Origin of the sequence: Streptococcus sp. FSL E2-3488 (genome assembly GCF_038003585.1) — a bacterium.
Taxonomy (GTDB): Bacteria; Bacillota; Bacilli; order Lactobacillales; family Streptococcaceae; genus Streptococcus; species Streptococcus thermophilus.
Genome location: NZ_JBBOPL010000001.1, coordinates 726309 through 738082 on the forward strand (window position 1 = coordinate 726309; position 11774 = coordinate 738082).

Here is an 11774-nt window from a genome sequence, read left to right on the forward strand (position 1 = left end):
TTAATGATTGAAAACAATATGAAAGAAGTTTTCTGAGAATATTGTGAATAGATAAAGACTGGTGTTTGATTATGGTTTGAAAAATGAAAATTGGAAATAAAATGAGAGATTAGCTTATGAAAAACTTTTATAAAGTGCGTCTTAACCTTGATAATATCAAACAGTTATGTTATAATACTAGATTGTAAGGGTTATCATTGATAACTCAAATATTCCAAATTAAGAAGGAGAGTCCATTATGGCTTCTAAAGATTTCCACATTGTTGCAGAAACTGGTATTCACGCACGACCAGCTACTTTGCTTGTTCAAACAGCAAGTAAATTTGCTTCAGATATCACTCTTGAATACAAAGGTAAAGCAGTTAACCTTAAATCTATCATGGGTGTTATGAGTCTTGGTGTTGGTCAAGGTGCTGACGTAACTATTTCTGCAGAAGGTCCTGACGCTGATGATGCAATTGCAGCAATCGCAGAAACAATGACAAAAGAAGGATTGGCATAAAAATATGACAAAAATGCTTAAAGGAATCGCGGCATCTGATGGTGTTGCAGTTGCTAAGGCATATCTACTTGTTCAACCAGACTTGTCATTTGAAACTGTTACAGTTGAAGATACAAGTGCAGAAGAGGCTCGTCTAGATGCTGCTCTAGCGGCGTCGCAAGACGAGCTTTCTGTTATCCGTGAAAAAGCAGTTGAAAGCCTTGGTGAAGAAGCAGCAGCCGTTTTTGATGCTCATTTGATGGTTCTTGCTGATCCAGAAATGACTGGTCAAATCAAAGAAACTATCCGTGCTAAACAAGTTAATGCCGAAGCTGCTTTGACGGAAGTAACTAACATGTTTATCGCGATCTTTGAAGGTATGGATGATAACCCGTACATGCAAGAACGTGCAGCGGATATTCGTGACGTTACTAAACGTGTGCTTGCAAACTTGCTTGGTAAGAAATTGCCAAACCCAGCAACAATCGATGAAGAATCAATCATTGTTGCTCATGACTTGACTCCATCTGATACAGCTCAGTTGAATAAAAAATTTGTAAAAGCTTTTGTTACTGATATTGGTGGACGTACTAGTCACTCTGCAATTATGGCTCGTACACTTGAAATCCCAGCAGTCCTTGGAACAAACAACATAACTGAACTTGTTAAAGATGGTGACATTTTAGCGGTTTCAGGTATTACCGGTGAAGTTGTTATTAATCCAACTGAAGAACAAATTGCTGAGTTTAAAGCAGCTGGTGAAGATTACGCCAAACAAAAGGCAGAATGGGCTCAACTTAAAGATGCTCCAACAGTTACTGCTGATGGAAAACACTTCGAGTTAGCAGCAAATATCGGTACACCTAAAGACGTTGAAGGAGTTAACGATAATGGTGCAGAAGCAGTTGGTCTTTATCGTACAGAATTCTTGTATATGGATTCTCAAGATTTCCCAACCGAAGAAGACCAATATGAAGCATATAAAGCAGTTCTTGAAGGAATGAATGGTAAACCTGTTGTTGTTCGTACAATGGATATCGGTGGGGATAAAGAACTTCCTTACTTTGACCTTCCTAAAGAAATGAATCCATTCTTGGGTTACCGTGCATTACGTATTTCTATCTCTGAAACTGGTAACCAAATGTTCCGTACTCAATTACGTGCCTTGCTTCGTGCATCTGTTCACGGTAAATTGCGTATCATGTTCCCAATGGTTGCTTTGTTGACTGAGTTCCGTACTGCTAAAGGTATTCTTGAAGAAGAAAAAGCTAAATTGGTTGCTGAAGGTGTTGCCGTTGCAAACGACATCGAAGTAGGTATCATGATTGAAATCCCAGCTGCAGCAATGCTTGCTGACCAATTTGCTAAAGAAGTTGATTTCTTCTCAATTGGTACAAACGACCTTATCCAATACACAATGGCTGCTGACCGTATGAATGAACAAGTTTCATACCTTTACCAACCATATAACCCATCAATCCTTCGCTTGATTAACAACGTTATTAAGGCAGCTCACGCTGAAGGTAAATGGGCTGGTATGTGTGGTGAAATGGCTGGTGATCAAACTGCTGTTCCACTCCTTGTCGGAATGGGCTTGGATGAGTTCTCAATGTCAGCTACATCAATACTTCGTACACGTAGCTTAATGAAGAAACTTGACACAGCTAAAATGGAAGAATATGCTAACCGTGCACTTACTGAATGTTCAACAATGGAAGAAGTTCTTGAACTTTCAAAAAAATATGTTAACGTAGATTAATCAAAAAAAGTGGAGGCTTGAGCTTTCACTTTTTTATATCTAAGCAGAGAGAAGAGATTTAACTCGTCCTTTGGTTAGGAGTAAAATACGTCTAACCTTGGTTAATAATTTTTTAGTATTTTTTTGTCAAAATTTTCTGAATACTACTCATTTAAATGTTGGAATATTGCTAAAAAAGTGATAAAATAGATTTTATAATAGATAAAAGGAGTTACTATCTTGGCTAAACAATACAAAAACTATGTCAATGGTGAGTGGAAAACATCTGAAAATTCAATTACTATTTACGCACCTGCAAACGGTGAGGAACTTGGGTCAGTTCCAGCTATGAGCCAAGCTGAAGTAGATGAAGTCTACGCAGCAGCTAAAGCAGCACTCCCAGCATGGCGTGCACTTTCATATGCTGAACGTGCAGCTTATCTTCATAAAGCAGCTGATATCTTGGAACGTGATGCAGAAAAAATCGGACAAGTTCTTTCTAAAGAAATTTCAAAAGGTTTGAAATCTGCAATTGGTGAAGTTGTTCGTACTGCTGAAATTATCCACTATGCTGCTGAAGAAGGTTTGCGTTTGGAAGGTGAAGTACTCGAAGGTGGTGCTTTTGATGCTGGTAGCAAGAAAAAAATTGCTGTTGTTCGTCGGGAACCAGTAGGTCTTGTCCTTGCTATCTCACCATTTAACTACCCAGTAAACTTGGCTGGTTCTAAAATTGCTCCTGCCTTGATCGCTGGTGACGTTGTTGCCTTCAAACCACCAACACAAGGTTCTATCTCAGGTCTTCTTTTGGTAGAAGCGTTTGTTGAAGCTGGTATCCCTGCTGGTGTCTTGAACTCTATCACAGGACGTGGTTCAGTTATTGGTGACTACATCGTTGAACACAAAGCAGTTGACTTTATCAACTTTACAGGTTCGACTCCAGTTGGTGAAAATATCGGTCGTTTGGCAGCAATGCGTCCAGTAATGCTTGAACTTGGTGGTAAAGATGCTGCTATCGTTCTTGAAGATGCTGATCTTGACTTGACTGCTAAAAACATTGTGGCTGGTGCCTTTGACTATTCAGGACAACGTTGTACGGCTATCAAACGTGTTCTTGTAATGGATAGTGTTGCAGATGAATTGGTAGAAAAAGTAACAGCTTTGGTCGGTAATATTACTGTTGGTATGCCTGAAGAAAGTGCAAGTGTTACACCACTTATCGATACGAAAGCTGCTGATTTTGTTCAAGGTTTAATTGATGACGCAGTTGAGCAAGGTGCTACTGCTAAAACTGAATTGAAACGTGAAGGAAACCTTATCTACCCAGCTGTCTTTGACCATGTAACTACTGACATGCGTCTTGCTTGGGAAGAGCCATTTGGTCCAGTGTTGCCATTCATCCGTGTATCTTCAGTTGAAGAAGCAATCAAGATTTCTAACGAATCTGAATTTGGACTTCAAGGTGCTGTCTTCACACAAGACTACCCACGTGCATTTGCAATTGCTGAGCAACTTGAAGTTGGTACAGTTCACATCAACAACAAAACACAACGTGGTACAGATAACTTCCCATTCCTTGGTGTTAAAGGATCTGGTGCCGGAACTCAGGGTGTGAAGTACTCTATCGAAGCTATGACTCGTGTGAAATCAACAGTATTTGATATTTCAGACTACTAAGTGTTAAGCCAGTCAATAATTATAAAAAGTAAAGAGGGCCTTAGTTATAAGGCTCTTTTTCTGTAAGAATCTGGTATAGAGGAAGAACTTTTCGACAAGTATCGTAACAACTCAAAAATAAGAAAATCATGCCAGCTGCCTTTGCAGAGTTGCAAGGTGACTTCCTCTATATGTTGACAACACCAAGTCGTGAGGAAATGGAACAAATGATTGAGAACTTTGGTAAAAAGCTTAATTTGTATATGTTAAAAGCACTTCAGTTGATTCTGAAGTGCTTTTGTCATATTTTATTTTTCGTGAATTTCTTGATTTTTAAGAACTATTTCTGAAACTTTAGCGAATTTTTTAAGCTTTTTGAGATCTTCTGGATGTGATACCAAGCTAATCACCCTACCTTCATTTCCCATACGGCCAGTACGTCCTGAACGGTGAGTGTAGGCTTCACGGTCTCGAGGAATATCAAAGTTGATGACTACTTCAAGGTTTTCAATATCAATACCTCGTGCTAAGAGATCAGTCCCTAATAAGAGTGAGATCTCGTGATTTTTAAATTTTTCTAGAATAACCTTACGGAATTTGACGTTAATGTCACTAGCTAGGGATACAGCTGAAGCTTCGTTAAATTGGAGACGTTCTTCAGTAGCACCAAGATCAGAAAGGCTATTGAAAAAGACAAGACCACGGAAATTAGGGATATTGGAGAACTTACGAAGAAGTTCGACACGATTACGTTTATCAACGCTGATGTAATAATGTTTGATGGTGTCTAGTTCCTGATTAGATAGGTCATAAACGATAGTATTTTCGAAAAAATCTTGACTATCAATTTTGTTGGTTGCTGAAATGTAAATCATTTGGTGGTTACGAGGGACATGGTGGCTGATTTTTGTTACGAAGTGATATTGGCTATCACTGAGAAGATCGTCAAATTCATCGAGAACAATGGTATTGACGTTCATCATTTTGATTTTTTTGAGTTTAATCAACTCAAAGACACGACCTGGAGTTCCAATAAGAATCTCTGGTCCTTTTTTCAGACGTTCAATTTGGCGTTTTTGACTAGAGCCAGAAAGGAAGAGTTGGGCAGTGATTCCTAGAGGTTCAGCCCATTGTTTGGTTACATCAAAAATTTGTCCAGCAAGTTCAGAGTTAGGTGCTAGGATAAGCAGTTGCTGAGCTTTTTTGGGCTTAAGAGAGAGAAGAAGTGGGAAAAGGTAGGCTAGGGTCTTACCTGTCCCAGTTGGACTGATACCTAAGATATTCTCCCCTTCAGTAATTGGTGTAAATAGTTCTTTTTGAATGGCAGTTTCTGTCGTGATTCCTTTTTCTTTAAGGAGGTTTTGCCATTGTTCAGGAAAGTTTTTAAACATAAATATAAAAGTCTCATTTTCTATATGGATTTGCTTTTATTATATCATGATTTAGTGTAGAATAGATACGAAAGACTATATTAGATAGGAATCTATCATGCCTAAAAAACCGATTATTATTGGGGTTACGGGTGGCTCTGGTGGTGGTAAGACCAGTGTTTCTCGTGCCATTCTATCCAATTTTCCAGATGAGAAAATTGCCATGATTGAGCATGATTCTTATTATAAGGATCAGTCACATTTGACTTTCGAAGAGCGTGTATCAACTAACTATGACCATCCTTTTGCCTTTGATACAGATCTTATGATTGAGCATATCAATGAGCTGATTGCTGGGCGTCCAGTAGATATTCCGATTTATGATTACACGCAACACACTCGTAGTAACAAGACCTATCGTCAGGAACCTCAGGATGTTTTTATCGTTGAAGGGATTTTGGTACTTGAAGATAAACGTTTGCGTGATTTGATGGATATAAAGCTCTTTGTAGATACTGATGATGACATCCGTATTATCCGCCGTATTAAGCGTGATATGGAAGAACGTGGTCGTAGCTTAGATAGTATTATCGATCAGTATAACAGTGTGGTCAAACCTATGTATCATCAGTTTATTGAGCCAACCAAACGCTATGCGGATGTGGTGATTCCTGAAGGTGTTTCAAATACTGTTGCTATAGATTTGATTAATACTAAGGTAGCTAGCATTTTAGAAGAAAGTAAGAAAGCCTAAGCAGGAGCTTGGCTTTTTTGGTATAATTAAAGCGTTATGATTATTTTACAAGGAAATAAAATTGAGCGCTCTTTCTCAGGAGATGTGCTCTTTGATAATATTAATATTCAGGTGGATGAACGTGATCGTATTGCTTTGGTTGGGCGCAACGGTGCTGGAAAATCAACCTTGTTGAAAATTTTGATTGGAGAGGAAGCACCGACAAGTGGTGAAATCAACACAAAACGTGATTTGAACCTTTCTTACTTAGCTCAGGACAGTCGTTTTGAGTCTAGTAATACCATCTATGAGGAAATGTTGAATGTCTTTTCAGACCTACGTGCAGATGAAAAACGTCTGCGTGACATGGAAATGAAGATGGCTGAGTTAACTGGGGAAGACTTGAATAAGCTAATGATAGACTATGATAGACTTTCCGAGGATTTCAGACAGCGCGGTGGTTTTACCTATGAATCTGACATCAGAGCTATTCTCAATGGTTTTAAGTTTGATGAAAGCATGTGGGGGATGCCTATTTCAGATCTCTCTGGTGGCCAAAATACCCGTTTGGCCTTGGCTAAAATGCTTCTAGAGAAGCCTGAGCTTTTGGTACTGGACGAACCGACCAACCACTTGGATATTGAGACTATCACTTGGTTGGAGAATTACTTAGTCAATTATCAGGGAGCTCTAATCATTGTCAGTCACGACCGTTATTTCTTGGATAAGGTGGCGACAGTAACCCTAGATTTGACCAAACATAGTTTAGATCGTTATATCGGGAACTATTCAAAATTCATGGACTTAAAAGCTGAGAAGTTGGCCACCGAAGCCAAGAATTTCGAAAAGCAACAAAAGGAAATTGCTAAGCTGGAGGACTTTGTTAATCGTAATATTGTTCGTGCCTCTACAACCAAACGTGCTCAGGCCCGTCGCAAACAGCTGGAGAAAATTGAACGCCTAGATAAGCCAACAGAAGGCCAGAAGTCTGCTAATATGACTTTTCATGTGGACAAGGTATCTGGGAATGTGGTCTTGACAGTTAGGAATGCTGCTATTGGTTACGATAATGAGATTCTCTCGGAGCCTATTTCTCTGGATGTTAAAAAAATGGATGCTATCGCCATTGTGGGTCCAAATGGAATCGGGAAAACAACCTTTATTAAGTCGGTAGTAGGTAAATTGCCATTTATCAAGGGATCATCAACCTACGGTGCGAATGTTGAAGTGGGTTATTATGACCAAACACAATCAGCCTTGACACCATCAAACACTGTACTTGATGAGTTGTGGAATGATTTTCCGACAACTCCTGAAGTTAAGATTCGTAACCGTCTGGGAGCTTTTCTCTTCTCAGGTGATGATGTCAAAAAGTCAGTTTCCATGCTTTCTGGTGGTGAGAAAGCTCGTCTGCTCCTAGCCAAATTGTCAATGGAAAATAATAACTTTCTAATCCTGGATGAGCCAACCAACCACTTGGATATTGATAGTAAGGAAGTATTGGAAAATGCTCTTATTGACTTTGATGGAACACTTCTCTTTGTCAGCCACGATCGTTACTTTATCAACCGTGTGGCAACAAAAGTGATGGAAATCTCTGAGGATGGAGCAACTATTTATCTTGGAGATTACGATTACTATCTTGAAAAGAAGGCGGAGCTTGAAGAATTAGCACGACTTGAAGCGGAAGAAAATCAAGGTCCAGAGGAGACCCAAGTAGCTTCAGCGGGTGCTAGTGATTATCAAGCTCAAAAAGCTAGTCAAAAAGAGATCCGTAAACTGAGCCGACGTATTGAGCAAATCGAAAATGAATTAGAAACCGTCGAAGAACGCTTGGGAAAAATCTCTATTGCCATGCTTGAAACCAATGATGTGGTGGAATTGTCTGACTTGCAGAAAGAACTAGACGACTTATCAGTCAATCAAGAGGCTCTGATGGAAGAGTGGAGTGATCTTTCGGAACAGTTGGAAAGTTAAACAAACATGGAAACCTTTTCGTATTTCAATTTGTACAAGTATTTTATTGTTGTCATACTAGTCTTAGTATATAAAAGGAGACTAGATTTATGAACAAAGTGTATCGTAATACGAGATCTTTCAAGATGATGACACGGGGATCATTTGCCCTCTTTGTAATCTCGATGTTGGTAAGCCTCTATACTATTAAAGAGTAAAGAGCCGTTGATGGTTAAGAGGTACTATCTTATGGGATGTGTTGGTTTGATTTTATCTTCATTTATGGTATCTAAGCTTGTCCGTGATAACCAAAAGATGGGGAAAACTATAACAAACTCATTGCCCCAAAAACTTATTAATAATAGGAGAAGTCTGAAAAGGCTTTTTCTTTTTTGCAGAAAATGTACTAATATTCTGAGTTTTGCTAAATAGAAGTGTTATAATGGAATGAGAGGGTCTGAGCACTTTGTTTTATGGTATCGGACCTAATGCCTTATAAGACTAATCATCGTATAAGAATACGTTAGTGAAAAGGTAGGTAATATTATGGAATTTAAAGTGAAAGATGGTCAAATCATCTATTATCGTGACCTCGGTAAAGGATTTCCAATTGTCTTCTTGCATGGCAATAATTCATCAGGAAACTACTTTGGTAAGCAAGGAATTCTATATCGAGACTATCGTTTAATTTTCATTGATAGTCGTAATCAGGGCAGATCCAGTCGTCAGAGTGCTAAGATGACCTTTGAACAGATGGCTGCCGATTTGGAGGAGATTTTGCAATTTTTAAATATCAAAAAGGCTCTGTTTGTTGGTCACAGTGATGGGGCTAATCTAGCTATGGTTTATGCCAGTCGCTTTCCTGACCGGATTGCAGGGCTCTTGCTTAATGCGGGGAATATGACTTTTAAAGGATTGACCAGACGTTCAAGATGTCTGGTTTATATAAAGTATTATTGCCTAAAAGCCTTATCACCATTTTCATCTAAAATGGACATCTTGGCTCAGGTAACGGAGCTCATGCTACATGATTTGCCGCTGGATAGGGAACGACTACATCAGGCATCCTATCCTGTTTGGGTAGTTATGGGACAAAGAGATGTCATTAGTATTAGTCATTCAAGGGAGATTTCGGACCTCTTTCCAATTCATAAGCTCTATGTCGAGCGTCGACAAGGACACCGTTTAGCCCAAGAAAAATACAAGGTTTTTAATCAAATGATCCGTGAGTTAGTTAGAATTAGTCAAAAAGAGGTGGTGGCATGAAGCGACTTATAGAGAGACTTCAACCTTTAAAAACTGCCGTTAAATCTGTCTTCTTTATTTCTATTGCGGTTCTTGTTGTTGTAGAGTTGATTCGTTTAAAACGAACGATCACTTTAGAATCGCTGGAGTCAGCTTTATCAGGTCTGTCAATTTGGCATCTTGCTTTGATGGTAGTGATAGGCTTAGTTGCTGTGTTACCCATGCTCTTTTATGACCTTATTTTGAATAAGGAGCTAGAGACGGATTATTCCAAATCCTATATACTAGAAACGAGTTGGGCTGTCAATACCATTAATAACTTGGCTGGTTTTGCCGGTTTAGTTGACGTGGGATTGAGGTATTCCTTTTATTCTGAAGATGGGCATGAAAAGTCTGGTGTTAAGGCACTATCACGTTTATTGCCTTACTTCATGTCGGGCTTGTCGCTCCTAAGTGGCTTGGTGTTTGCCACCTTTTGGTTTTTCCCTCTAAGTCCTGACTTGAGAAAATATTGGTTACTTTTACTAGGAATCTTTTTATACCTACCTTTTATTTTCTTTGTCTCAAGTTGCGAAAAATTGCCTTATTTTGGGCAAGTCCCTTTGAAAACGAGACTAAGCCTTATTTTAGTATCGACTGCTGAATGGGGCACAGCTCTTGTGAGTTTTCTGAGTGTGGCTTATTTAATGGGTCTACATGTTCCTCTTTATAATCTGATTCCCCTATATTTTCTAGCGGTTATCATTGGTATCTTTTCCATGATTCCAGGTGGGATTGGTAGTTTTGATTTGATTGTGATTAGTGGTCTGACGTCTATGGGTGTCAGCAATGCTCTTGCGGTCAGTCTACTTTTGCTCTTTCGTCTAACCTACTACATCATTCCATTTTTATTAGGTGTTGTCTTCTTTTTCAAACACATGGGAGGTCACATCAATGATAAATACTTCAATATTCCTTCACGAGTATTTGGTGGAAGTTTCCATCTTATCCTTGTTTATTTGTTACGTTTTTTAGGAATCTTCTTGATTTTATCTGCCCTAATCCCAGAAAGCTTGGCAAATGTTTACTTTATTAGCCGTTTCGATCCTATTCAGGAACAGTTGATCTGGCAGTTTCCAAGTATTTTATTTGGAACCCTCTTTGTTTTCATGGCTCGCCTCATCAGGCGACGCGTTAAGGGAGCTTTTATTGTATCCTTGCTTACCTTCGTCTTGACTTTGATTTACGTCAATCTCAATGGTACTTCCTGGACCATGTCTTTCATGATTGTGCTTTCCATGATACTTATGTTACTTATAAGGAAAAGATTGAATCGTCACTACTTTGTTTATAGCTGGGAAGACAAAACCAAGGATTTCCTTTTTTTAGCCTTTACCATTTTGGTTCTCCTTGTTCTGGGTGGTAGTGGTTTTTGGTCTCATTTGTTACCACCTAGGAACCGAGATATTCTTGGACATTTTGTTCATATTTGGTTTGATATTTTACTGGCATCGGTAATCATTGCAACCATTGTTTGGCTTGTACTGAGAGTTTTGGCACCTCGTAAGCATTTTGGTCAAAGCATGGATAATGAGCGTTTTACAGCACTTCTTGAGAAATATGGGGGCGCATCAGAAAGTGCTCTAGCTTATTTACATGATAAACGCCTCTTTTGGTATCGTGTCGATGGACAAGATCAGGTAGTTTTTCAATTTGCACAAATCAGTAACAAGTGTGTGATTATGGGCAATCCTATTGGTAATGAAAAATATTATCGTCCGGCTTGGGAAGCTTTCTTGAAAAACTTATCTGATTGGAATTTACAGGCTTTATTTTATGAGGCGGATGAGAGAGTGACCCTTATGCTTCATGATTATGGCTTTGACTTCATGAAATTTGGAGAAAATGCCATGGTTGATTTGACGACATATTCTATTGATGGTAAGCATGGTAAGAAGTTCCGTAAACCAACCAATCGTGTGGAAAAAGCAGGCTTCCAGTTTAAATTACTTAATCCTCCATTTTCGGAGACTCAGATGCAGGAAATGAAGGCAGTCTCAGATATATGGCTTAACGGTCGTAAGGAGAAAGGTTTCTCTCTTGGTTTCTTTGATGAAGCCTATTTACAACAAGCACCGATTGCTATCGTTGAGAGTAAAGAAGGAGAAATTGTGGCCTTCGCTAATATCATGCCAACCCAAAATAAACGGGTGGCAACCATTGATCTTATGCGTTATGACTTTAAAAAGGCTCCTGAAGGCGTCATGGACTACCTTTTTGTCAAACTCTTCCAATACTTCAAAGCAGAAGGCAAGCAATACTTTGATATGGGGATGGCTCCCCTAGCTAACGTAGGTACTGAAGAAGATAGTTTCATGGAGGAAAAGGTTGCCAATTTAGTTTATGTTTTTGCTCAGCGTTTTTACTCTTTTAGTGGATTGCAACGTTACAAAGAAAAATTCTCTCCAATTTGGTCTCCAAAATACATTGTCTATCCAAAAAGAACCTGGCTTTTGTTTGATATGATTGCTATTTTCAGGATTGATAATCGTAAAATTGAAGATAAAATGAAGAAAAGACGTCTTTGGAAGTAAATACGACAAAAAAAGTGACCCTCCA

At 38.9% G+C, this 11774-nt stretch carries 8 protein-coding genes and 2 pseudogenes; 9 read left to right on the forward strand and 1 reads right to left on the reverse strand.

The window, feature by feature from the left end; all coding sequences use genetic code 11:
* Window positions 1-238 precede the first annotated feature (238 nt).
* From MHH90_RS03815 to MHH90_RS03830, 4 genes and pseudogenes are all read left to right on the forward strand, one after another.
* On the forward strand, window positions 239-502 hold the full coding sequence (locus MHH90_RS03815; RefSeq protein ID WP_002946351.1) for a phosphocarrier protein HPr: 264 nt from the start codon (window positions 239-241) through the stop codon (window positions 500-502).
* A 4-nt stretch (window positions 503-506) separates the two neighbouring features.
* The gene (gene ptsP, locus MHH90_RS03820) at window positions 507-2240 is read left to right on the forward strand and encodes a phosphoenolpyruvate--protein phosphotransferase (protein WP_084828900.1); all 1734 of its coding nucleotides are present in this window, start codon (window positions 507-509) and stop codon (window positions 2238-2240) included.
* A gap of 219 nt (window positions 2241-2459) precedes the next feature.
* Window positions 2460-3893: an NADP-dependent glyceraldehyde-3-phosphate dehydrogenase gene (locus tag MHH90_RS03825; RefSeq protein ID WP_002951091.1), complete on the forward strand. Its 1434-nt coding sequence runs from the start codon at window positions 2460-2462 to the stop codon at window positions 3891-3893.
* Between the two features lie 78 nt (window positions 3894-3971).
* Window positions 3972-4123 (forward strand): annotated as a pseudogene (locus MHH90_RS03830) (ATP-grasp domain-containing protein); the annotation flags it as partial.
* Between the two features lie 57 nt (window positions 4124-4180).
* On the opposite strand, the gene MHH90_RS03835 reads toward MHH90_RS03830, so the two are convergent.
* On the reverse strand, window positions 4181-5263 hold the full coding sequence (locus tag MHH90_RS03835) for a DEAD/DEAH box helicase (protein WP_084828899.1): 1083 nt from the start codon (window positions 5261-5263) through the stop codon (window positions 4181-4183).
* A gap of 97 nt (window positions 5264-5360) precedes the next feature.
* On the opposite strand from MHH90_RS03835, the gene udk reads away from it, so the two are divergent.
* The 5 genes and pseudogenes from udk to mprF all read left to right on the forward strand — a co-directional run bounded on the left by udk (window position 5361) and on the right by mprF (window position 11749).
* Window positions 5361-5996 (forward strand): uridine kinase, encoded by a 636-nt coding sequence (gene udk / locus MHH90_RS03840; RefSeq protein ID WP_002946476.1) that lies wholly within the window; start codon window positions 5361-5363, stop codon window positions 5994-5996.
* A 36-nt stretch (window positions 5997-6032) separates the two neighbouring features.
* Complete coding sequence (locus MHH90_RS03845; RefSeq protein WP_084826024.1) at window positions 6033-7952, forward strand: ABC-F family ATP-binding cassette domain-containing protein; 1920 nt, start codon at window positions 6033-6035, stop codon at window positions 7950-7952.
* A gap of 89 nt (window positions 7953-8041) precedes the next feature.
* Window positions 8042-8290: pseudogene (locus MHH90_RS10210) on the forward strand (YiaA/YiaB family inner membrane protein).
* 187 nt (window positions 8291-8477) lie between these two features.
* Window positions 8478-9197, forward strand: a complete 720-nt coding sequence (locus MHH90_RS03850) for an alpha/beta fold hydrolase (RefSeq protein WP_064355969.1) — start codon at window positions 8478-8480, stop codon at window positions 9195-9197.
* On the forward strand, window positions 9194-11749 hold the full coding sequence (gene mprF, locus MHH90_RS03855; protein ID WP_084828898.1) for a bifunctional lysylphosphatidylglycerol flippase/synthetase MprF: 2556 nt from the start codon (window positions 9194-9196) through the stop codon (window positions 11747-11749). The genes MHH90_RS03850 and mprF overlap by 4 nt, the downstream gene beginning before the upstream one ends.
* Window positions 11750-11774 lie beyond the last annotated feature (25 nt).

What these genes read in the sequence shown, in the direction of transcription:
- MHH90_RS03815 (WP_002946351.1), top strand. Translation starts at nt 239, where the DNA reads ATGGCTTCTAAAGATTTCCACATTGTTGCAGAAACTGGTATTCACGCA.
- ptsP (WP_084828900.1), top strand. Translation starts at nt 507, where the DNA reads ATGACAAAAATGCTTAAAGGAATCGCGGCATCTGATGGTGTTGCAGTT.
- MHH90_RS03835 (WP_084828899.1), bottom strand. Translation starts at nt 5,263, where the DNA reads ATGTTTAAAAACTTTCCTGAACAATGGCAAAACCTCCTTAAAGAAAAA.
- udk (WP_002946476.1), top strand. Translation starts at nt 5,361, where the DNA reads ATGCCTAAAAAACCGATTATTATTGGGGTTACGGGTGGCTCTGGTGGT.
- MHH90_RS03845 (WP_084826024.1), top strand. Translation starts at nt 6,033, where the DNA reads ATGATTATTTTACAAGGAAATAAAATTGAGCGCTCTTTCTCAGGAGAT.
- MHH90_RS03850 (WP_064355969.1), top strand. Translation starts at nt 8,478, where the DNA reads ATGGAATTTAAAGTGAAAGATGGTCAAATCATCTATTATCGTGACCTC.
- mprF (WP_084828898.1), top strand. Translation starts at nt 9,194, where the DNA reads ATGAAGCGACTTATAGAGAGACTTCAACCTTTAAAAACTGCCGTTAAA.